The sequence below is a fragment of the Citrobacter sp. MGH100 genome (genome assembly GCF_001034465.1).
Classification (GTDB): domain Bacteria; phylum Pseudomonadota; class Gammaproteobacteria; order Enterobacterales; family Enterobacteriaceae; genus Citrobacter; species Citrobacter youngae.
Map to the genome: position 1 here is coordinate 1 of NZ_KQ089806.1, position 21,473 is coordinate 21,473.

Consider the following 21,473-nt stretch of genomic DNA (forward strand, 5'->3'; position numbering starts at 1 on the left):
AGAAATTCGGTGGAGCGGTAGTTCAGTTGGTTAGAATACCTGCCTGTCACGCAGGGGGTCGCGGGTTCGAGTCCCGTCCGTTCCGCCACTTATTAGAAAATTAAGCCTGCTTAGTAGCAGGCTTAATGATAAGAAAATTTAGGGGCGTAGCTCAGTTGGTAGAGCACCGGTCTCCAAAACCGGGTGTCGCGAGTTCGAGTCTCTCCGCCCCTGCCAGAAACAATCCTTAGCATCCTTGCTAAGGATTTTTTTTTACCTGAACATCATATTCTGGATCTTCCAGTTCATTTTTTCCCGGCATCCTTGCCAGCGTTTTCATTAATCTTCCAAAATATTTGTTTTCAGCAGATCGCGAATAAGTGCATGTTTGTCGCTATTTTGCAGCCAAACCGCATATAACGGACGTGAAAGAGTCGCACTGTCAGTAACTGTGTGAAGATCGCTTTTGGTTCTGGCCCAACTGACGGGAAGCCAACTAAACCCTTTAATTACAGAAAGTTGCTGTCTTGCCAGTTCTGCAGAACTGGTGGTAAGTACCGGCACTTCATCTCCAGCAATCAATCCCGCTTCGTGCTGCTGAAAATCCGGTCCCCATTCCAGGCGTAGGTAATTCAGTCCATCTTTGGTTTGCGATGGAGAGCTACAATAGAGCGCCAGCGTGAAATATCCCAACAGTTGGCTGCTAAATTCGTCCATTTTTGGGGTTTCGGTCGTAATTAACAGATCCAGCTGTCGTTCATGGAGCTGCTTTACTAGCGACTGGCGCTGAGCGATTCGCGCTTCAAACTGCAGGCTGGATTGTGGCTCCTGAGATTGGTATAAACGCCGCAACCAGTCATTGAGCATGCATTCCCAAAGGGATGCACTGGCACCGATCGAAAACTCGTTGTGCCGTGAGGTATTCGCGACCTCCTTACGTGCTGCTTGCCATGTATTCATCAGCGTTTCAGCGTAAGGCAATAATTTTTCACCTGCAGCGGTCAAACGAATATTGTTTCTGTGTCGGGTGAACAGGTTCACACCCAGTTGATTTTCCAGTTGTCTGATCCGAAAACTCACTGCCGACTGGGTCAGGTAGAGCGCTTCAGCTGCCCGACCAAAGTGGCGTGTCCGGCTAACTTCCAGGAAAGTTTTTAACAATTCCGTATCCACAACGCGCTCCATAAAATTATTTGTCGTGATGATTTAAATCTTTTGTTTGACGCTCTGTCAAGCGTAACTAATACTCCGCGCCATAAATAGCTCGGCCAAAGAATTAGGAGCGTGCAGGATGGCGGAAAGCTTTACGACGACTAATCGATATTTCGACAATAAATATTACCCCCGCGGATTCTCCCGTCATGGTGATTTCACCATTAAAGAGGCACAGCTGCTTGAGCGTCATGGCTATGCCTTCAACGAGCTGGATCTGGGTAAACGTGAGCCAGTAACTGAAGAAGAAAAATTGTTTGTTGCGGTATGCCGTGGTGAACGTGAGCCAGTTACCGAAGCTGAACGCGTGTGGTCTAAATACATGACGCGCATTAAGCGTCCAAAACGCTTCCACACGCTGTCTGGCGGGAAACCTCAGGTGGAAGGTGCAGAAGACTACACCGAATCTGATGATTAATAAAAAAGGGCGTAAGCCCTTTTTTTATGCCAGTAATTTCTGCAGGTGAATTAATAACCTGTCTATCGCCCGATAAGCAACGGCCTCCTGCAAGTGCTGGCGGGTGATATGGTCGCACTGTTCAATATCCGCAATGGTACGTGCGACTTTTATCAGGCGTAGCCAGGCGCGGATGGACAATCCAAGACGAGCTAACGTGTCCTCAAGCCAGTGCGCATCATCGCTGCGAAGCATGCAAAATTTATGGATATCCTGGCTGTCCAGATACGCATTTAACTTATTTTGCCGCCGATACTGACGCTCTCGTGCAGCGATGACGCGTTGCTTCACCGTTGCGCTATCTTCACCTTTCACTACGCTCTGGCTGAGTATGCCGGGTGGCGGTAAGGGAATTTCGAGGGAGAGGTCAAAGCGGTCAAGAAATGGTCCTGACAGCCGATTGAGGTAGCGCAGAGTCTGTTCTGGGGTACAGCGGTTATGATTCCCCTGATAATGGCCTGTCGGGCTTGGATTCATTGCAGCAATGAGTTGAAAGCGCGCGGGATAGGTTATTTTTGCTCTGGTGCGGGATAGATGTATCTGTCCGGACTCAATGGGTTCGCGCAGTGCATCCAGCGTGCGTCGCTCAAACTCAGGTAATTCATCCAGAAATAATATACCGTTATGTGCCAGGGAGATCTCTCCCGGTGCGGGAATAGAACCACCCCCCACCATTGCGGTTAATGAAGCACTATGATGGGGAGAACGAAAAGGGCGTTGCTTCCACTGTTTTTGTATCGTATCGGAATTAACCAGACTGAGGATCGCTGCACTTTCCAGCGCCTCATCGTTGCTAAGTGGAGGAAGCAGTCCTCTGAGACGGCTGGCCAGCATGGTCTTGCCCGTACCAGGCGGGCCGATAAACAGGAGGTTGTGACCACCAGCGGCGGTGATCTCCAGCCCTCGTTTACCCTGTTCCTGACCGATAACATCGCTGAGATCCTCTGGTGAAGGTTCGGCGGTAAAGTCTGCAGATTGCGGTTTGTCTAAATCATGCTTTCCTTCCAGGAATGCGCATACCGCCTGCAGGTGATCGGCAATCAGGCACCCTTCGCCGTGTATTAGACCAACCTCTGCGGCATTCTCTTTAGCGACAATGATTCTCCGGCCTGCACGAATCGCTTCGGTTGCGCTTGATATAGCGCCTGGAACGCCGCGTAAAGCGCCTGTAAGCGCTAATTCGCCTACCAGCTCATAGGTGTCGAGATTATGGGTTGTAAGCTGCTCAGAAGCGACCAGAAGCGCAACAGCGATAGGTAAATCATATCGCCCCCCTTCTTTGGGGAGGTCAGCCGGAGCCAGGTTGATGGTTATCTTCCTGGTCGGGAATTCATACCCGCTATTAATAATTGCACTACGTACCCGATCGCGAGCCTCTTTCACTGTCGTTTCAGGTAACCCCACCATGGTTAAACCAGGCAGGCCATTACTAATATGTACCTCGATGGTAATGGCTGGTGCATTCACGCCGAGGGCGGCGCGTGTGTGAACAATCGATAGTGACATAACCCCTCCTGATGGGAATATTATGTCGCAATAGATATCAGCAAGATTCTGCATAATTGATGTTTTTAGATGCTTATTCCTGTGTTTTTGTGTAATCAGGAATTGCTTGCCCCATGTCTGGAATCTCGCTCGCAAATGCGTATAAGTGTGCCGAGGAAAGAGATCGCAGGTGGTGCTGATGCGCTGAAACGTGAAATATTTTCATTTTATATTTTTTGTATAAAAAACAACGATATTTATCTAAACCGTTAACGGCGTCAGAAAAATGAAAACAAAAATATCTTGTGCTATTCGCAAATTCTATGGTAACTCTTTAGGTATTCCTTCGAACAAGATGCAAGAAAATACAAAAATGACAGCCCTTCTACGAGTGATTAGCCTGGTCGTGATTAGCGTGGTGGTGATTATTATCCCACCGTGCGGGGCTGCACTTGGACGAGGAAAGGCTTAGAAAACAAGCCTTAACGAACTAAGACCCCCGCACCGAAAGGTCCGGGGGTTTTTTTTGACCTTAAAAACTTAAACGAGGAGCAGAAAGTGAACGACAGCATAAAATTCTGTTTCTCAAGATTTACGGCGGGGATGTAACTATGAATGGGGCACAGTGGGTGGTACATGCGTTGCGTGCACAAGGGGTTCAAACCGTCTTTGGTTATCCCGGTGGCGCAATTATGCCGGTTTACGATGCATTGTATGACGGCGGCGTAGAGCACCTGTTGTGCCGACACGAGCAGGGTGCGGCGATGGCGGCGATTGGTTATGCCCGTGCAACGGGTAAAACCGGTGTTTGTATCGCCACTTCCGGCCCTGGTGCTACCAACCTGATCACCGGACTTGCCGATGCGTTGTTAGATTCTGTTCCAGTGGTCGCGATCACCGGCCAGGTGGCATCACCTTTCATCGGAACGGATGCGTTCCAGGAAGTGGACGTGCTTGGTATGTCGCTGTCCTGCACCAAACACAGCTTCCTGGTGCAGTCACTGGAAGAGCTGCCGCGCATCATGGCTGAGGCCTTCGCCGTGGCGAATTCCGGTCGCCCGGGTCCGGTTCTGGTGGATATCCCGAAAGATATCCAATTAGCCAGCGGTACGTTGGAGCCGTATTTTACGACCGTCGAAAACGTTGAGGCTTTTCCGCACGCTGACGTTGAGCAGGCGCGTAACATGCTGGCGCAGGCGCAGAAACCTATTCTGTACGTTGGTGGCGGCGTAGGTATGGCACAGGCGGTTCCGGCCCTGCGTGAGTTTATTGCGCTTACTCAAATGCCTGTCGCTTGCACGCTGAAAGGTCTGGGCGCAGTAGATGCTGACTACCCATACTATTTGGGCATGTTGGGTATGCACGGGACTAAAGCGGCAAATTTCGCGGTGCAAGAGTGTGATTTACTGATTGCAGTTGGCGCGCGTTTTGATGACCGGGTGACTGGTAAGCTGAATACTTTCGCACCGAACGCCAGCGTGATCCACATGGATATCGACCCGGCAGAAATGAACAAACTGCGCCAGGCGCATGTGGCCCTGCAGGGCGATTTAAATTCGCTGCTGCCGGCATTACAGCAGACGTTGAAGATTGACGAATGGCGTCAGCACAGTGCAGAACTGCGAGCAGAGCATACCTGGCGCTACGACCATCCGGGTGAGGCCATCTATGCACCGTTGTTGTTAAAACAACTGTCGGACCGTAAACCAGCGGATAGCGTTGTTACGACGGATGTTGGCCAGCATCAGATGTGGTCTGCACAGCATATGACCTATACCCGCCCGGAAAATTTCATCACCTCGAGCGGCCTGGGTACGATGGGCTTTGGTTTACCTGCCGCGGTTGGCGCACAGGTTGCTCGCCCGAACGATACGGTAATCTGTATCTCCGGTGACGGTTCCTTCATGATGAATGTACAGGAACTCGGCACCGTAAAACGCAAGCAGTTGCCGCTGAAGATAGTTTTACTCGACAACCAGCGGTTAGGCATGGTGCGACAATGGCAGCAGCTGTTTTTCCAGGAACGTTATAGCGAAACCACCCTTACCGATAACCCCGATTTCCTCATGTTGGCCAGCGCCTTCGGCATACCTGGTCAGCACATCACCCGTAAAGACCAGGTTGAAGCGGCACTCGACACCATGCTGAACAGCGAGGGGCCATACCTGCTTCATGTCTCAATCGACGAACTTGAGAATGTCTGGCCTCTGGTACCGCCAGGTGCCAGTAACTCAGAAATGCTGGAGAAATTATCATGATGCAACATCAGGTCGCCGTTGAGGCTCGTTTCAATCCGGAAACGTTAGAACGTGTTTTACGCGTGGTACGCCATCGTGGTTTTCAGGTGTGCTCCATGAATATGGAAGCCGCCAGCGATGCGCAGAATATAAATATCGAATTGACCGTTGCCAGCCCCCGGTCGGTCGACTTACTGTTTAGTCAGTTAAGTAAACTGGTGGACGTTGCACATGTTGCCATCTGCCAGAGCACAACCACATCACAACAAATCCGCGCCTGAGCGCAAAAGGAAGAAAAATGACGACGAAAAAAGCTGATTACATTTGGTCTAATGGCGAGATGATTCGTTGGGAAGACGCGAAGGTTCACGTGATGTCCCACGCGCTGCACTACGGTACTTCTGTATTTGAAGGCATCCGTTGCTACGATTCTCACAAAGGGCCGGTGGTGTTCCGTCATCGCGAACATATGCAGCGTCTGCGTGATTCAGCCAAGATCTATCGTTTTCCGGTTTCTCAGAGCGTTGATGAGCTGATGGAAGCTTGCCGTGAGGTGATTCGTAAAAACAATCTGACCAGCGCCTATATCCGTCCACTGGTGTTTGTTGGCGATGTGGGGATGGGCGTTAACCCGCCAGCGGGTTACACCACCGACGTGATTATCGCCGCGTTCCCGTGGGGGGCTTACCTCGGTGCTGAAGCGCTGGAACAGGGGATCGATGCGATGGTTTCTTCCTGGAACCGCGTTGCGCCAAACACTATCCCTACCGCTGCTAAGGCTGGTGGTAACTATCTGTCTTCGCTGCTGGTGGGTAGCGAAGCGCGTCGTCATGGTTACCAGGAAGGTATTGCTCTGGATGTGAATGGTTACATCTCTGAAGGCGCGGGTGAAAACCTGTTTGAAGTAAAAGACGGCATTCTGTTTACCCCGCCGTTTACCTCCTCCGCGCTGCCAGGTATCACCCGTGACGCAATCATTAAGCTGGCGAAAGATCTCGATATCGAAGTGCGTGAGCAGGTGCTGTCCCGTGAATCGCTGTACCTGGCCGACGAAGTGTTTATGTCCGGTACCGCAGCCGAAATCACGCCCGTACGCAGCGTCGATGGTATTCAGGTGGGCGAAGGCCGCTGCGGCCCTGTCACCAAACGCATCCAGCAGGCCTTCTTTGGTCTCTTCACCGGTGAAACGGAAGATAAATACGGCTGGTTGGATCAGGTTAATCAATAAACATAAATTTGGGACGGCACGCACCGTCCCAATTATTAGACAGACGGGAGTTAATCAAGCATGCCTAAGTATCGTTCTGCTACCACCACCCACGGCCGTAATATGGCGGGTGCCCGCGCACTGTGGCGCGCCACCGGGATGACCGATGACGACTTCGGTAAACCAATTATCGCTGTGGTGAACTCCTTTACCCAGTTTGTGCCAGGCCATGTCCATCTGCGCGATCTCGGTAAGCTGGTTGCCGAACAAATCGAAGCCTCTGGCGGCGTAGCGAAAGAGTTCAACACCATTGCTGTGGATGATGGTATCGCCATGGGCCACGGGGGCATGCTGTATTCACTGCCGTCACGCGAGCTGATCGCTGACTCCGTTGAGTACATGGTTAACGCCCACTGCGCCGATGCGATGGTCTGCATCTCCAACTGCGACAAAATCACCCCGGGGATGTTAATGGCCTCCCTGCGTCTGAACATTCCGGTGATCTTTGTTTCTGGTGGCCCGATGGAAGCCGGGAAAACCAAGCTCTCTGACCAAATCATCAAGCTCGATCTGGTTGATGCAATGATTCAGGGCGCGGACCCGAAAGTCTCTGACTCACAAAGCGAACAGGTTGAGCGTTCCGCCTGCCCGACCTGCGGCTCATGCTCCGGGATGTTCACCGCAAACTCGATGAACTGTCTGACCGAAGCGCTGGGTTTATCGCAGCCGGGTAACGGTTCGATGCTGGCGACTCACGCCGACCGTAAAACGCTGTTCCTTAACGCGGGTAAACGCATCGTTGAGCTGACTAAACGCTACTATGAGCAGGATGATGCTTCTGCGCTGCCGCGCAACATTGCCAGCAAGGCGGCGTTTGAGAATGCCATGACGCTGGATATCGCCATGGGCGGCTCCACCAACACCGTTCTGCACCTGCTGGCGGCGGCGCAGGAAGCGGAAATCGACTTCACAATGAGTGATATCGACAAGCTGTCCCGCAAAGTCCCACAGCTGTGTAAAGTGGCGCCGAGCACGCAGAAATACCATATGGAAGACGTGCACCGCGCAGGCGGCGTACTGGGTATTTTAGGCGAACTGGATCGTGCCGGACTGCTGAACCGCGACGTGAAAAACGTGCTGGGGCTGACGCTGCCGCAAACGCTCGATCGGTATGACGTGATGCTGACCAAAGATGACGCGGTGAAAAAGATGTTCCGCGCTGGCCCGGCGGGCATCCGTACCACTCAGGCGTTCTCGCAGGACTGCCGCTGGGACACGCTGGATGACGATCGCGCCGAAGGCTGTATCCGTTCGCTGGAACATGCTTACAGCAAAGATGGCGGTCTGGCAGTCCTGTACGGTAACTTCGCGGAAAACGGCTGTATTGTGAAAACCGCAGGTGTGGATGACAGCATCCTGAAATTTACCGGCCCGGCGAAAGTGTACGAAAGCCAGGATGACGCGGTTGAGGCGATCCTTGGCGGCAAAGTGGTGGCGGGCGACGTGGTGGTGATTCGCTACGAAGGGCCGAAAGGCGGGCCAGGCATGCAGGAAATGCTCTACCCAACCACCTTCCTGAAATCGATGGGGCTCGGCAAGGCTTGTGCGCTGATTACCGATGGTCGTTTCTCCGGCGGTACTTCGGGGCTTTCCATCGGTCACGTTTCTCCGGAAGCAGCCAGCGGCGGTAATATCGCGATTATCGAAGATGGTGACATGATTGCCATTGATATCCCGAATCGTGGCATTCAACTGCAACTGAGTGATGCGGAAATCGCTGCGCGCCGTGAAGCGCAGGAAGCTCGCGGTGACAAAGCCTGGACGCCAAAAGATCGTCAGCGCCAGGTCTCCTTTGCACTGCGCGCCTATGCCAGCCTGGCAACCAGTGCCGACAAAGGTGCGGTGCGCGATAAGTCGAAGCTCGGGGGATAATGACCATGGCGGATTCACAACCTCTATCCGGTGCTCCTGAGGGCGCTGAGTATCTCAGAGCGGTACTGCGTGCGCCGGTATACGAAGCGGCACAGGTAACGCCGCTACAGAAAATGGAAAAGCTCTCTTCGCGCCTCGATAACGTCATTCTGGTGAAGCGCGAAGACCGTCAACCCGTTCACAGCTTCAAGCTACGCGGTGCCTATGCCATGATGGCGGGCTTGACCGAAGAGCAAAAAGCGCATGGGGTCATCACCGCATCGGCGGGTAATCATGCTCAGGGTGTCGCGTTCTCTTCTGCGCGATTAGGCGTGAAGGCGCTGATTGTCATGCCAACGGCTACCGCCGATATCAAAGTCGATGCCGTTCGCGGCTTCGGCGGAGAAGTGCTGTTGCACGGCGCGAATTTTGATGAAGCCAAAGCCAAAGCGATTGAACTGTCACAGCAGCAGGGTTTTACCTGGGTTCCACCGTTTGATCATCCGATGGTGATTGCCGGGCAGGGCACGCTGGCGCTGGAGCTGCTCCAGCAGGACGCTCATCTCGATCGCGTATTCGTGCCTGTTGGTGGTGGCGGATTAGCGGCAGGTGTTGCGGTGCTGATCAAACAGCTGATGCCGCAGATCAAAGTGATCGCCGTTGAAGCTGAAGATTCCGCCTGCCTTAAAGCGGCGCTGGATGCCGGTCATCCGGTTGATCTCCCGCGCGTCGGTCTCTTTGCTGAAGGCGTGGCGGTCAAACGCATTGGTGATGAAACCTTCCGTCTGTGCCAGGAATACCTCGACGACATTATCACCGTTGATAGCGATGCTATTTGCGCAGCGATGAAAGACCTGTTTGAAGATGTGCGAGCCGTGGCTGAGCCATCGGGCGCGCTGGCGCTGGCGGGAATGAAAAAATACATCGCCCAGCACAATATTCGCGGTGAGCGGCTGGCGCATGTGCTTTCCGGTGCGAACGTTAACTTCCACGGCCTGCGCTACGTGTCTGAACGCTGCGAGTTGGGGGAGCAACGTGAAGCATTGCTGGCGGTGACCATCCCGGAAGAGAAGGGCAGCTTCCTGAAATTCTGCCAACTGCTGGGTGGGCGCTCGGTTACTGAGTTTAACTACCGTTTTGCTGATGCCAAAGATGCCTGCATTTTTGTCGGCGTACGCCTGAGCCGTGGTCTGGAAGAACGTAAAGAAATCCTCCAGTTGCTTAGTGACGGCGGCTACAGTGTGGTGGATCTGTCTGACGACGAAATGGCGAAGCTGCACGTGCGCTATATGGTCGGTGGACGTCCGTCGAAACCCTTGCAGGAACGGCTGTTCAGCTTCGAATTCCCGGAATCGCCGGGGGCGCTGCTGAAGTTTCTGCATACACTGGGGACGCACTGGAATATTTCATTGTTCCACTATCGCAGTCATGGAACTGACTACGGCCGTGTACTGGCGGCGTTTGAGTTGGGTGAGCATGAACCTGATTTCGAAACGCGGCTGAACGAACTGGGCTATGACTGTCATGATGAAACACATAACCCCGCGTTTCGTTTTTTTCTCGCGGGGTAATGTTTGGGGAGCCTGACGGCACTGCGCCTGTCTGGCCTGCGCCCTGACTCTCTGCCGGTTAAGGTGCTTGCGCCGCCGTTCGGCGGCTAGTGATTTGGCAATATCTTCCAGAAAGCATCAATAAGCGGCTCATGCAGCCGCTTTTTTTGTGCGCATACGCCCAGCTCGAACGGTGTTTTTTCGTCGCTACGTTCCAGAATCATCACGCGGTTACGTACCGGCTCCGGGCTATTCTCCAGCACCACTTCTGGCAACAATGCTACGCCGCAGCCCAGCGCCACCATCGACACCATCGCCTCGTGGCCGCCCACGGTGGCGTAAATCGACGGGTTGCTGATTTTATTGCGCCGGAACCACAGCTCAATGCGGCGGCGCACCGGCCCCTGGTCGGCCATGATAAACGGCACCGTTGACCAGTCTGGCTCATCCACCGAAATCTGGTTGCGCACCGGGCAGGGCAGTGCTGGCGCTATCAATACCACAGCCAGATTCTCCAGCATGGAAAATGCCACCGCGCCGGGCAGTGTCTCGGGCTTACCGGCAATTGCCAGATCGGCCTCGCCGGTGACGACTTTTTCCATTGCATCAGCCGCGTCACCGGTGGTGAGCTTGATTTCCACCGACGGATGCTCGGCGCGGAAGCGGTCGAGGATCGGTGGTAAATGGCTGTAGGCGGCAGTCACTGAGCAGAAGATATGCAGTTCACCGGACAACGACGGTCCTTGTTGATCAATGGTATGGCGTAATTGCTGATACTGCAGCAGCGTCTGCTGGGCAAACACGCGCAGCTCCTCACCGGCTTCGGTGAGCGTCACCGTGCGGTTATCGCGGACAAACAGCGGCTGGCCGAGGTCTTCTTCAAGACGCTGAATTTGCCGGGAGAGCGTGGAGGGGCTGACGTGCATCGCCCGCGCGCTGCGGCCAAAATGGCGGCTTTCCGCCAGATGCAGGAACATTTTCAGATCGCGTAAATCCACCGGCGAACCTCTTTATTTTGACGTTGCAGATATTGCAATGTGACGTTGTGAATATATCAATTTCCGCAATAAATTTCCTGTCATATAGTGGGTTCATTCTCGCAAAAGCGAACCGAATAATAAGCACCACAACACAACATCACGGAGTACACCATCATGGCTAACTACTTTAATACACTGAATCTGCGTCAGCAGCTGGCTCAGCTGGGCAAATGTCGCTTCATGGGCCGCGAAGAATTCGCCGACGGCGCAAGCTACCTTCAGGGTAAAAAAGTGGTCATCGTCGGCTGTGGCGCTCAGGGTCTGAACCAGGGCCTGAACATGCGTGACTCCGGTCTGGATATTTCCTACGCACTGCGCAAAGAAGCGATCGCTGAGAAACGTGCTTCGTGGCGTAAAGCGACCGAAAACGGCTTCAAAGTAGGTACCTACGAAGAACTGATCCCGCAGGCTGACCTGGTGGTTAACCTGACGCCAGACAAACAGCACTCCGACGTTGTGCGTTCCGTACAGCCGCTGATGAAAGACGGCGCGGCGCTGGGTTACTCCCACGGTTTCAATATCGTCGAAGTGGGCGAGCAGATCCGTAAAGACATCACCGTTGTGATGGTGGCACCGAAGTGCCCGGGTACCGAAGTGCGTGAAGAGTACAAACGTGGTTTCGGCGTACCGACGCTGATCGCCGTCCACCCGGAAAACGACCCGAAAGGCGAAGGCATGGCGATCGCTAAAGCCTGGGCTGCGGCAACCGGCGGTCACCGTGCTGGCGTACTGGAATCCTCCTTTGTTGCAGAAGTGAAATCTGACCTGATGGGCGAGCAGACTATTCTGTGCGGTATGCTGCAGGCGGGCTCTCTGCTGTGCTTCGACAAGCTGGTGGAAGAAGGTACTGACCCGGCTTATGCGGAAAAACTGATTCAGTTCGGCTGGGAAACCATCACCGAAGCGCTGAAGCAGGGCGGTATCACGCTGATGATGGACCGTCTGTCTAACCCGGCAAAACTGCGCGCTTATGCGCTGTCCGAACAGCTGAAAGAGATCATGGCACCGCTGTTCCAGAAACACATGGACGACATCATCTCCGGTGAATTCTCCTCCGGCATGATGGCTGACTGGGCCAACGACGATAAGAAACTGCTGACCTGGCGTGAAGAGACCGGCAAAACCGCGTTCGAAACCGCCCCGCAGTTTGAAGGCAAAATCGGCGAGCAGGAGTACTTCGATAAAGGCGTTCTGATGATTGCGATGGTGAAAGCGGGCGTTGAGCTGGCGTTCGAAACCATGGTTGATTCTGGCATCATCGAAGAGTCTGCTTACTACGAATCACTGCACGAACTGCCGCTGATCGCGAACACCATCGCGCGTAAGCGTCTGTACGAAATGAACGTGGTTATCTCCGATACCGCAGAATACGGTAACTACCTGTTCTCTTACGCTTGCGTACCGCTGCTGAAAGAGTTCATGACCACTCTGCAGACCGGCGATCTGGGCAAAGCGATTGCCGAAGGTGCGGTAGACAACGCGCAGCTGCGTGATGTGAACGAAGCGATTCGCGGCCACGCTATCGAGCAGGTTGGTAAGAAACTGCGTGGTTATATGACGGATATGAAGCGTATTGCGGTAGCGGGTTAAATAGATTGTCGGGTGGCGCTAGCGCTTACCCGACCTACTATTTAGCCAAGAATGTAGGCCGGGTAAGGCGACAGCCGCCACCCGGCTTTTTTATTAGTTACGGTACAGCACTTTAATGATGTGGTAACCGAACTGCGTGTGCAGCGGGCCAGTTGGCTCCAGCACCGGGCAAGAGAAGACGACTTTATCGAACGCCGGGACCATCTGGCCCTGGCGGAATTCGCCTAAATCACCGCCGCGTTTGCCTGATGGGCAGATTGAGTGTTTCTTCGCCAGCTTGCCAAAGTCGGCACCGTTTTTAATTTGTTCCAGAAGATCCAAAGCCAGTTTCTCTTCTTTAACAAGGATATGCACTGCTGCTGCTGTTTTTGCCATGATCGTGCCTTGAGTGGGGTGGTTGAGGCTGGCTATACTACCATGCTCTAAATTTCCCCTCCTGACTTTCATTGAGTGATCTTTATGCGTTTGAATCCCGGACAACAACAAGCCGTCGAATTTGTCACAGGACCTTGCCTGGTGCTGGCGGGGGCGGGTTCCGGAAAGACGCGCGTTATCACCAATAAAATTGCGCACCTGATCCGCGTTTGTGGCTATCAGGCGCGGCATATCGCGGCGGTGACTTTTACCAATAAGGCCGCGCGTGAAATGAAAGAGCGTGTGGCGCAGACGCTGGGTCGTAAAGAGGCGCGTGGATTGATGATCTCCACGTTCCACACGTTGGGGTTGGATATCATCAAGCGTGAATTTGCGGCGTTGGGGATGAAGTCGAACTTCTCGCTGTTTGACGATACCGACCAGGTGGCTCTGCTTAAGGAACTGACCGAAGGGCTAATTGAAGACGATAAACTTATCCTTCAACAGCTGATCTCAACGATCTCCAACTGGAAAAACGATCTGATGACCCCGGCGCAGGCAGCGGCCAGCGCTAAAGGCGAACGCGATCGTATTTTCGCGCACTGCTATGGTTTGTACGACGCGCATATGAAGGCGTGCAACGTGCTGGACTTTGACGACCTGATCCTGCTGCCGACGTTGCTGCTTCAGCGTAATGAAGAGGTGCGCGAGCGCTGGCAGAACAAAATCCGCTACCTGCTGGTGGATGAATACCAGGATACCAACACCAGCCAGTACGAGCTGGTGAAGCTGCTGGTGGGGCAACGTGCGCGCTTTACCGTGGTGGGTGATGACGATCAGTCGATTTACTCCTGGCGCGGCGCGCGTCCGCAAAACCTGGTGCTGCTGAGCAAAGATTTTCCGGCGCTACAGGTGGTGAAGCTGGAGCAAAACTACCGTTCCTCCGGGCGTATCCTGAAGGCGGCGAACATCCTCATTGCTAACAACCCTCACGTCTTTGAAAAGCGGTTGTTCTCTGAGCTGGGCTACGGACCTGAGCTGAAAGTACTGAGTGCCAACAACGAAGAGCATGAAGCGGAACGCGTGACCGGGGAGTTGATTGCTCATCACTTTGTGAATAAGACGCAGTATAAGGACTATGCGATCCTGTATCGCGGCAACCACCAGTCACGGGTGTTCGAAAAATTCCTGATGCAAAACCGCATCCCGTACAAAATTTCCGGGGGGACATCATTTTTCTCGCGTCCGGAAATCAAAGATCTGCTCGCCTACCTGCGTGTGCTGAGCAACCCGGATGACGACAGCGCGTTTTTGCGGATCGTCAACACGCCAAAACGTGAAATCGGCCCGGCCACACTGCAAAAGTTGGGTGAGTGGGCGATGACGCGTAATAAAAGCTTGTTTACTGCCAGCTTTGATATGGGTCTAAGCCAGACGCTGACCGGCCGCGGTTATGATTCTCTAACCCGCTTTACGCACTGGCTGGGGGAAATCCAGCGCCTCGCGGAGCGTGAACCGATTGCTGCCGTGCGTGACCTGATCCATGGCATTGATTACGAATCCTGGCTGTATGAAACCTCGCCGAGCCCGAAAGCGGCAGAAATGCGTATGAAGAACGTCAACACGCTGTTCAGCTGGATGACGGAGATGCTGGAAGGCAGTGAGCTGGAAGAGCCAATGACCCTGACCCAGGTCGTTACCCGCTTTACCCTGCGCGACATGATGGAGCGTGGAGAGAGTGAAGAAGAGCTGGACCAGGTGCAGTTGATGACGTTACATGCCTCAAAAGGGCTGGAGTTCCCCTATGTGTTTATGGTGGGAATGGAAGAGGGCTTCTTACCTCATCAGAGCAGCATCGATGAAGACAACATTGATGAAGAGCGTCGTCTGGCCTACGTCGGCATTACCCGTGCACAGAAAGAGCTTATCTTCACGTTGTGCAAAGAACGCCGTCAGTACGGTGAACTGGTGCGTCCGGAGCCAAGCCGCTTCCTGCTGGAACTGCCACAGGATGACGTTATCTGGGAACAGGAGCGTAAAGTGGTGAGCGCTGAGGAGCGGATGCAAAAGGGGCAGGCCAGCATTGCGAATATCCGGGCAATGATGGCGAAAGCCAAAGAGAAGTAATATTTATTTGGTAGACCGGATAAGCGTGAGCGCCATCCGGCAGCCAGCATCTAACGCACTTCCAGCGGCCAGTGGACATAGCTTTGCCACTGGATTTCCTGATCGATCAACTCTTTACCTAATGGATGATGTTCCAGCCAGCTTTCCGGCAACGTTAGCGTCAGATCTTCATCCTGAGCTTGCAGGGTGATATGTGGCACTAAATCGTCACGGCGGCGGCTTGCGAAGATGATCGCCAGGCGTAGCAAACGGCAAAGGTGCTCCGCGATGCGCGGCGGCACGGCGTTTTGCTGGTGGAGCGAAGAGAGATCGACTGGGTTGGTCTGATTTAATAACAGCGTGGCTAACAGCTTTTTCTGCGCGGGAGTGAAGCCCGGAAGATCGAGATTACGCACCAGCCAGGCGGCATGCAGCGGTGCCTGCTTATATTCCACGCTCAGCCCTATTTCATGCAACTGACAGGCACTTTGCAGCAGTTCACGGCTAATGGCCTCAAGATGCCACTCATCTTTCACCTGATCGAATAAATGTACAGCCAACTGTGCGACGCGGTTCGCCTGATCGGTGTCAACCATAAAGCGACGCTGAATATTACGCAGCGTACGGCTGCGAATATCCTGATCGACAGGCAGGTGCAGCATACCGTAAACCAGACCTTCACGCAGTGCGCCGCCGGCCAGGGTCATGCATTGAATATTCAACTCAGTGAAAATCGCGATCAGGATTGCCAGCCCGCTGGGGAACACCAGTGCGCGTTCCAGCGTTAACCCTTCGATTTCCAACTCTTCCAGACGACCGCAGTGGATAGCACGCTGCTTAAGCTGCTGAAGTTTGGCCAGCGTAATGCGCTCATCCATACCCTGCGCCATCATGATTTCCTGCAACGCCTGGACGGTACCGGAGGCACCAACGCAAACTTTCCAGCCATGAAAACGCAGTTTGTCGGCGACCGGGCGCAGAACCTCACGCGCCGCTTTCTCGGCTTCGTCAAAATTTTCCTGCGCCAGATTACGATCGGTGAAGTACCGTTCGAGCCAGGTAACGCAGCCCATTGACAGGCTGAACAGAGAGGTTGTTTGGGCGCCGGAGCCGGTAACCAGTTCCGTACTGGCACCGCCAATATCAACGACCAGACGCTGATCGGCACCGCCAGTGGTGTGGGCGACACCCTGATAAATCAGTCGTGCTTCTTCTTCACCACTGATGACCTGGACAGGGCAGCCGAGGATCTCTTGCGCTTTGGCGATAAAGACATCGGCGTTTACCGCGATGCGCAATGTTGCCGTGGCGACCACGCGGATTTGCGGTTGCGGGATATCCTGCAGACGTTCAGCAAACAGGCGCAGGCATTGCCAGCCGCGTTCCATGGCTTCAGCGGAGAGAATGTTGTCGCTGTTGAGTCCAGCGGCCAGACGCACCTTGCGTTTAATACGCGTGAGCGTCTGGATGCTTCCCGCCACTTCGCGTACAACCAGCATATGAAAACTATTCGAGCCTAAATCGATTGCGGCGTACAGCGAAGTGGTTGTGAGCATATCTTACGTTAACCTGAACGACGACGATTACGCGGAGCACCACCGGTACGACGCGGGCCATTGCCTGGGCGTGGGCGCGTCATGCGCAGCGGCTTTGGCAGGTCAGTCATTAGCGCGTCCGGGTTGTACTTGCTGACCGGAATCGAGTGGCCAATGTAGGTCTCGATTGCAGGTAAATTCAGCGCGTACTCTTCACAAGCCAGGCTAATAGAATGACCACTTGCGCCTGCACGACCTGTACGACCAATACGGTGGACGTAATCTTCACAGTCATCCGGCAGGTCATAGTTAAACACGTGCGTTACGGCTGGGATGTGCAGGCCACGCGCCGCGACATCGGTTGCGACGAGAATATCGAGATCGCCACGGGTGAACTCATCAAGGATACGCAGGCGTTTTTTCTGCGCCACGTCACCGGTAAGCAGGCCTACGCGATGTCCGTCAGCAGCAAGACTGCCCCAGATCTCTTCACAGCGATGTTTGGTGTTAGCAAAAACAATGGCGCGATCTGGCCACTCTTCTTCAATCAGCGTTTGCAGCAAACGCATTTTCTCTTCGTTGGAAGGATAGAAGAGTTCTTCTTTAATACGGTGGCCCGTCTTCTGTTCCGGTTCGACTTCAACGTACTCGGCGTTATTCATTTGTTCAAACGCCAGTTCGCGAACGCGATAAGAGAGGGTTGCAGAAAACAGCATGTTCAGACGTTGGGTGGTTGGCGGCATACGACGGAACAGCCAACGGATATCTTTGATAAAGCCCAGATCGTACATACGATCGGCTTCATCCAGCACCACGACCTGAATCGCGCCCAGGTTGATATGGTTCTGTTTTGCGTAGTCGATAAGACGACCGGTCGTGCCGATAAGAATATCGACGCCGCTTTCCAGCACTTTCAGCTGTTTGTCGTAACCGTCGCCGCCATAAGCCAGGCCTAATTTCAGACCGGTGGTCTGTGCCAGCGGCTCGGCGTCGGCGTGGATCTGCACGGCTAACTCACGCGTTGGCGCCATAATTAACGCACGCGGTTGGTTCACCTTGCGATCGTCAATCGCGGGATGAGAGAGAAGATAATGAAACGTTGACGTCAGGAACGCCATCGTTTTTCCGGTACCGGTTTGCGCCTGCCCTGCAACATCACGGCCTGCCAGCGTAAGCGGCAGCGCGAGAGCCTGAATGGGCGTGCAGTTATGAAACCCTTTATTTTCAAGGGCTTCTATCACCTTCGGGTGCAGGGCGAAGTCGGAAAACTTCTGTTCTGTTAAATGTGTTTTGCTCATAGTGTGGTAGAATATCAGCTTACTATTGCTTTACGAAAGCGTATCCGGTGAAATAAAGTCAACCTTTAGTTGGTTAATACTGTACACAATTCATTCATGATGCGTCGAGATGGCAAGTGAATGGGTCCAAAGACGCGTATTGAGTACGTGACCAGGACGCAGCGCACAGCCAACAAAAAGGCGGCTTGAAGGATGATGTGTAAACACCAACACACCAGGCTTATTCCTGTGGAGTTATTATGAGCGATAAAATTATTCACCTGACTGACGACAGTTTTGACACGGATGTACTCAAAGCGGACGGAGCTATCCTCGTTGATTTCTGGGCAGAGTGGTGCGGTCCGTGCAAAATGATCGCTCCGATTCTGGATGAAATCGCTGACGAATATCAGGGCAAATTGACGGTTGCTAAACTGAACATTGACCAAAACCCAGGCACCGCGCCGAAGTATGGTATTCGTGGCATCCCGACCCTTCTGCTGTTTAAAAACGGCGAAGTTGCGGCGACTAAAGTCGGCGCGCTGTCCAAAGGTCAGTTGAAAGAGTTCCTCGACGCTAACTTAGCGTAAGGAAGTATCATGATCGGGCGGCCATACTTCGAAATGATTCGGATGACTGGACGCCCGACTTGAGTCGTGCTAAGTTAGTGTTGACTTCGTATTAAACATACCTTATTAAGTTTGAATCTAGCTTTATCCAATACTTCCCGTTGTTTCTCGTGCGAGAAGTAGACAGATTCAGGGCCTTGTCACTCAATCCGTCTTGTCGTTTCAGTTCTGCGTACTTTCCTGTGACCAGACAGCGAACAGACATGAGTCGATGGCCGTAAACAGGCATGGATGACCCTGCCATACCATTCACAACATTAAGTTCGAGATTTACCCCAAGTTTAAGAACTCACACCATTATGAATCTTACCGAATTAAAGAATACGCCGGTTTCTGAGCTGATCACTCTCGGCGAAAATATGGGCCTTGAAAACCTGGCTCGTATGCGCAAGCAGGACATTATTTTTGCCATCCTGAAGCAGCACGCAAAGAGTGGCGAAGATATCTTTGGTGACGGTGTGCTGGAGATATTGCAGGATGGATTTGGTTTCCTCCGCTCTGCAGACAGCTCCTACCTCGCCGGTCCTGATGACATCTACGTTTCTCCAAGCCAAATCCGCCGTTTCAACCTCCGCACTGGTGATACCATTTCTGGTAAGATTCGCCCGCCAAAAGAAGGTGAACGCTATTTTGCGCTGTTGAAAGTTAACGAAGTTAACTACGACAAACCGGAAAACGCCCGTAACAAGATCCTCTTCGAAAACTTAACGCCGCTGCACGCAAACTCCCGTCTGCGTATGGAGCGTGGTAATGGTTCTACCGAGGACTTAACGGCGCGCGTACTGGATCTGGCATCGCCGATCGGTCGTGGCCAACGTGGTCTGATTGTGGCACCGCCAAAAGCGGGTAAAACCATGCTGCTGCAGAACATTGCGCAGAGCATTGCCTACAACCACCCGGACTGTGTGCTGATGGTGCTGCTGATTGACGAACGTCCGGAAGAAGTGACCGAGATGCAGCGTCTGGTTAAAGGTGAAGTGGTGGCTTCTACCTTTGATGAACCCGCATCTCGCCACGTTCAGGTTGCGGAAATGGTAATCGAGAAGGCGAAACGTCTGGTTGAACATAAGAAAGACGTTATCATCCTGCTCGACTCCATCACGCGTCTGGCGCGTGCGTACAACACCGTGGTCCCGGCTTCCGGTAAAGTCCTGACCGGTGGTGTTGATGCCAACGCCCTGCACCGTCCGAAGCGTTTCTTCGGTGCGGCACGTAACGTGGAAGAGGGCGGCAGCCTGACCATCATCGCGACTGCGCTTATCGATACCGGCTCTAAAATGGATGAAGTTATCTACGAAGAGTTTAAAGGTACCGGCAACATGGAACTGCATCTCTCTCGTAAGATCGCTGAAAAACGCGTCTTCCCGGCTATCGACTACAATCGTTCCGGTACCCGTAAAGAAGAGCTGCTTACCACCCAGGAAGAGCTGCAGAAAATGTGGATCCTGCGCAAAATCATCCATCCGATGGGTGAAATTGATGCAATGGAGTTCCTCATTAACAAGCTGGCGATGACGAAGACCAATGATGACTTCTTCGATATGATGAAGCGCTCATAATTCAGGCATCATCCGAAAACGCCACGTTTTTACGTGGCGTTTTGCTTTTATGCCTGTAATCTTAACGACACAATAACAATAATACGGTATGACATACCGCCAGGTTGAAAAAGATTCGTAATTTGTATCTTGTGGTTGATAATTATACAGAACCATCGGATATGGAGACGGGTTTCCCTTCTGAATAAAGGTCTTCGTGGTTATACTTCTGCTATTAATTTTCTCTGAGAGCATGCATTGTGAATTTACTGACAGTAAGCACTGATCTCATCAGTATTTTTTTATTCACAACACTGTTTCTTTTCTTTGCGCGTAAGGTCGCAAAAAAGATTGGTTTAGTGGATAAACCCAACTTTCGCAAACGGCATCAAGGATTGATCCCGCTGGTTGGGGGGATTTCGGCTTACGCAGGTATTTGCTTTACGTTTGTGATTGCTGATTATTACATCCCGCATGCTTCTCTCTATCTGGCCTGTGCCGGCGTGCTGGTTTTGGTTGGCGCGCTGGACGATCGTTTTGATATCAGTGTAAAAATCCGCGCAACTATCCAGGCCGCGATCGGCATTATCATGATGTCGGTTGGCAAACTCTATCTTCTTAGCCTTGGGTATATTTTTGGCCCCTGGGAGATGATTCTTGGCCCGTTTGGCTATTTACTGACGCTGTTTGCCGTCTGGGCGGCAATTAATGCTTTCAATATGGTGGACGGTATTGACGGCCTGTTAGGTGGGCTGTCCAGCGTTTCATTCGCGGCGATGGGGTTTATCCTGTGGTTCGATGGGCAGACGAGTCTGGCCGTATGGTGTTTTGCGATGATCGCCGCCATTCTGCCTTATATTCTGCTGAACCTGGGCGTTCTTGGGCGCCGTTATAAAGTCTTCATGGGTGATGCTGGCAGTACGCTGATTGGTTTTACCATCATCTGGATCCTGCTGGAAACCACGCAGGGCAAAACACATCCTATAAGCCCAGTTACCGCACTGTGGATTATCGCCATCCCGTTAATGGATATGGTGGCGATCATGTACCGCCGTTTGCGTAAGGGCATGAGCCCGTTCTCAGCCGATCGCCAGCACATTCATCATTTGGTGATGCGGGCAGGGTTTACTTCCCGCCAGGCATTTGTTCTGATTACGCTGGCGGCGGCCGTGCTGGCATCGATCGGTGTGCTGGCTGAATATTTCCGTTTGGTTCCGGAATGGGCCATGCTGGTGCTGTTTTTAATGGCATTTGGCCTCTACGGATACTGTATCAAGCGTGCCTGGAAAGTGGCGAGATTTATCAAGCGAGTGAAGCGCAGACTGCGAAGAATTCGTGAAGGCAAACCAAACTTAACCAAGTGAAT

Annotated in this window: 19 protein-coding genes and 2 tRNA genes; 15 read left to right on the forward strand and 6 right to left on the reverse strand. The window is 53.0% G+C overall.

The window, feature by feature from the left end:
* Positions 1 to 11 precede the first annotated feature (11 nt).
* Positions 12 to 88: transfer RNA gene (locus tag SK32_RS23365), tRNA-Asp, on the forward strand.
* Between the two features lie 52 nt (positions 89 to 140).
* A tRNA-Trp gene (locus SK32_RS23370) sits at positions 141 to 216 on the forward strand.
* Between the two features lie 102 nt (positions 217 to 318).
* Here SK32_RS23370 and hdfR read toward each other — a convergent pair.
* The gene (hdfR, locus tag SK32_RS23375; protein ID WP_086523519.1) at positions 319 to 1,164 is read right to left on the reverse strand and encodes an HTH-type transcriptional regulator HdfR; all 846 of its coding nucleotides are present in this window, start codon (positions 1,162 to 1,164) and stop codon (positions 319 to 321) included.
* A gap of 106 nt (positions 1,165 to 1,270) precedes the next feature.
* On the opposite strand from hdfR, the gene maoP reads away from it, so the two are divergent.
* Positions 1,271 to 1,609, forward strand: coding sequence for a macrodomain Ori organization protein MaoP (gene maoP, locus SK32_RS23380; protein WP_003018025.1), 339 nt, complete (start codon positions 1,271 to 1,273; stop codon positions 1,607 to 1,609).
* A gap of 24 nt (positions 1,610 to 1,633) precedes the next feature.
* Here maoP and SK32_RS23385 read toward each other — a convergent pair whose 3' ends face one another.
* Entirely contained in the window at positions 1,634 to 3,154 is a 1,521-nt protein-coding gene (locus tag SK32_RS23385; RefSeq protein ID WP_048214052.1) for a YifB family Mg chelatase-like AAA ATPase, read from the reverse strand.
* A gap of 352 nt (positions 3,155 to 3,506) precedes the next feature.
* Between SK32_RS23385 and ilvL the strand changes: the two genes are divergently transcribed.
* From ilvL to ilvA, 6 genes are all read left to right on the forward strand, one after another.
* Positions 3,507 to 3,605 (forward strand): ilv operon leader peptide, encoded by a 99-nt coding sequence (gene ilvL, locus SK32_RS25545; protein WP_001311244.1) that lies wholly within the window; start codon positions 3,507 to 3,509, stop codon positions 3,603 to 3,605.
* A gap of 139 nt (positions 3,606 to 3,744) precedes the next feature.
* Complete coding sequence (gene ilvG, locus SK32_RS23390) at positions 3,745 to 5,391, forward strand: acetolactate synthase 2 catalytic subunit (protein WP_048214053.1); 1,647 nt, start codon at positions 3,745 to 3,747, stop codon at positions 5,389 to 5,391.
* On the forward strand, positions 5,388 to 5,651 hold the full coding sequence (ilvM, locus tag SK32_RS23395) for an acetolactate synthase 2 small subunit (RefSeq protein ID WP_003018017.1): 264 nt from the start codon (positions 5,388 to 5,390) through the stop codon (positions 5,649 to 5,651). Before ilvG ends, ilvM begins: the two co-directional genes overlap by 4 nt.
* A 17-nt stretch (positions 5,652 to 5,668) precedes the next feature.
* Complete coding sequence (locus SK32_RS23400; protein ID WP_003018014.1) at positions 5,669 to 6,598, forward strand: branched-chain amino acid transaminase; 930 nt, start codon at positions 5,669 to 5,671, stop codon at positions 6,596 to 6,598.
* Between the two features lie 60 nt (positions 6,599 to 6,658).
* Entirely contained in the window at positions 6,659 to 8,509 is a 1,851-nt protein-coding gene (gene ilvD / locus SK32_RS23405) for a dihydroxy-acid dehydratase (protein ID WP_048214054.1), read from the forward strand.
* A gap of 5 nt (positions 8,510 to 8,514) precedes the next feature.
* Complete coding sequence (gene ilvA, locus SK32_RS23410) at positions 8,515 to 10,059, forward strand: threonine ammonia-lyase, biosynthetic (protein WP_048214102.1); 1,545 nt, start codon at positions 8,515 to 8,517, stop codon at positions 10,057 to 10,059.
* Positions 10,060 to 10,145: 86 nt separating this feature from the next.
* Here ilvA and ilvY read toward each other — a convergent pair whose 3' ends face one another.
* A complete protein-coding gene (gene ilvY, locus SK32_RS23415) occupies positions 10,146 to 11,036 on the reverse strand; it encodes an HTH-type transcriptional activator IlvY (RefSeq protein ID WP_048214055.1) in 891 nt (296 codons plus the stop codon).
* 156 nt (positions 11,037 to 11,192) lie between these two features.
* Here ilvY and ilvC point away from each other — a divergent pair, with 156 nt between their 5' ends.
* Positions 11,193 to 12,668, forward strand: a complete 1,476-nt coding sequence (ilvC, locus tag SK32_RS23420; RefSeq protein ID WP_048214056.1) for a ketol-acid reductoisomerase — start codon at positions 11,193 to 11,195, stop codon at positions 12,666 to 12,668.
* Between the two features lie 93 nt (positions 12,669 to 12,761).
* On the opposite strand, the gene ppiC is transcribed toward ilvC, so the two are convergent.
* Positions 12,762 to 13,043, reverse strand: a complete 282-nt coding sequence (gene ppiC, locus SK32_RS23425; protein ID WP_003017999.1) for a peptidylprolyl isomerase PpiC — start codon at positions 13,041 to 13,043, stop codon at positions 12,762 to 12,764.
* A gap of 84 nt (positions 13,044 to 13,127) precedes the next feature.
* Here ppiC and rep point away from each other — a divergent pair, with 84 nt between their 5' ends.
* Entirely contained in the window at positions 13,128 to 15,149 is a 2,022-nt protein-coding gene (rep, locus tag SK32_RS23430; RefSeq protein WP_048214057.1) for a DNA helicase Rep, read from the forward strand.
* A gap of 50 nt (positions 15,150 to 15,199) precedes the next feature.
* On the opposite strand, the gene gppA is transcribed toward rep, so the two are convergent.
* Both gppA and rhlB read right to left on the reverse strand, forming a co-directional pair.
* Entirely contained in the window at positions 15,200 to 16,684 is a 1,485-nt protein-coding gene (gene gppA / locus SK32_RS23435; protein ID WP_048214058.1) for a guanosine-5'-triphosphate,3'-diphosphate diphosphatase, read from the reverse strand.
* 8 nt (positions 16,685 to 16,692) lie between these two features.
* Positions 16,693 to 17,961, reverse strand: coding sequence for an ATP-dependent RNA helicase RhlB (gene rhlB, locus SK32_RS23440; RefSeq protein WP_048214059.1), 1,269 nt, complete (start codon positions 17,959 to 17,961; stop codon positions 16,693 to 16,695).
* 239 nt (positions 17,962 to 18,200) lie between these two features.
* Here rhlB and trxA point away from each other — a divergent pair, with 239 nt between their 5' ends.
* From trxA to wecA, 4 genes are all read left to right on the forward strand, one after another.
* Positions 18,201 to 18,530: a thioredoxin TrxA gene (gene trxA / locus SK32_RS23445; protein ID WP_001280776.1), complete on the forward strand. Its 330-nt coding sequence runs from the start codon at positions 18,201 to 18,203 to the stop codon at positions 18,528 to 18,530.
* 176 nt (positions 18,531 to 18,706) lie between these two features.
* Positions 18,707 to 18,790: a rho operon leader peptide gene (locus tag SK32_RS26165; RefSeq protein WP_101743114.1), complete on the forward strand. Its 84-nt coding sequence runs from the start codon at positions 18,707 to 18,709 to the stop codon at positions 18,788 to 18,790.
* Between the two features lie 78 nt (positions 18,791 to 18,868).
* A complete protein-coding gene (rho, locus tag SK32_RS23450; RefSeq protein ID WP_002437993.1) occupies positions 18,869 to 20,128 on the forward strand; it encodes a transcription termination factor Rho in 1,260 nt (419 codons plus the stop codon).
* 239 nt (positions 20,129 to 20,367) lie between these two features.
* Positions 20,368 to 21,471 (forward strand): UDP-N-acetylglucosamine--undecaprenyl-phosphate N-acetylglucosaminephosphotransferase, encoded by a 1,104-nt coding sequence (wecA, locus tag SK32_RS23455; RefSeq protein ID WP_005133353.1) that lies wholly within the window; start codon positions 20,368 to 20,370, stop codon positions 21,469 to 21,471.
* Positions 21,472 to 21,473 lie beyond the last annotated feature (2 nt).

What these genes read in the sequence shown, in the direction of transcription:
- gppA (WP_048214058.1), bottom strand. Translation starts at nt 16,684, where the DNA reads ATGCTCACAACCACTTCGCTGTACGCCGCAATCGATTTAGGCTCGAAT.
- ilvM (WP_003018017.1), top strand. Translation starts at nt 5,388, where the DNA reads ATGATGCAACATCAGGTCGCCGTTGAGGCTCGTTTCAATCCGGAAACG.
- rhlB (WP_048214059.1), bottom strand. Translation starts at nt 17,961, where the DNA reads ATGAGCAAAACACATTTAACAGAACAGAAGTTTTCCGACTTCGCCCTG.
- SK32_RS23400 (WP_003018014.1), top strand. Translation starts at nt 5,669, where the DNA reads ATGACGACGAAAAAAGCTGATTACATTTGGTCTAATGGCGAGATGATT.
- maoP (WP_003018025.1), top strand. Translation starts at nt 1,271, where the DNA reads ATGGCGGAAAGCTTTACGACGACTAATCGATATTTCGACAATAAATAT.
- ppiC (WP_003017999.1), bottom strand. Translation starts at nt 13,043, where the DNA reads ATGGCAAAAACAGCAGCAGCAGTGCATATCCTTGTTAAAGAAGAGAAA.
- rep (WP_048214057.1), top strand. Translation starts at nt 13,128, where the DNA reads ATGCGTTTGAATCCCGGACAACAACAAGCCGTCGAATTTGTCACAGGA.
- trxA (WP_001280776.1), top strand. Translation starts at nt 18,201, where the DNA reads ATGAGCGATAAAATTATTCACCTGACTGACGACAGTTTTGACACGGAT.
- ilvG (WP_048214053.1), top strand. Translation starts at nt 3,745, where the DNA reads ATGAATGGGGCACAGTGGGTGGTACATGCGTTGCGTGCACAAGGGGTT.
- ilvD (WP_048214054.1), top strand. Translation starts at nt 6,659, where the DNA reads ATGCCTAAGTATCGTTCTGCTACCACCACCCACGGCCGTAATATGGCG.
- SK32_RS23385 (WP_048214052.1), bottom strand. Translation starts at nt 3,154, where the DNA reads ATGTCACTATCGATTGTTCACACACGCGCCGCCCTCGGCGTGAATGCA.
- hdfR (WP_086523519.1), bottom strand. Translation starts at nt 1,164, where the DNA reads ATGGAGCGCGTTGTGGATACGGAATTGTTAAAAACTTTCCTGGAAGTT.
- ilvA (WP_048214102.1), top strand. Translation starts at nt 8,515, where the DNA reads ATGGCGGATTCACAACCTCTATCCGGTGCTCCTGAGGGCGCTGAGTAT.
- ilvL (WP_001311244.1), top strand. Translation starts at nt 3,507, where the DNA reads ATGACAGCCCTTCTACGAGTGATTAGCCTGGTCGTGATTAGCGTGGTG.
- ilvC (WP_048214056.1), top strand. Translation starts at nt 11,193, where the DNA reads ATGGCTAACTACTTTAATACACTGAATCTGCGTCAGCAGCTGGCTCAG.
- rho (WP_002437993.1), top strand. Translation starts at nt 18,869, where the DNA reads ATGAATCTTACCGAATTAAAGAATACGCCGGTTTCTGAGCTGATCACT.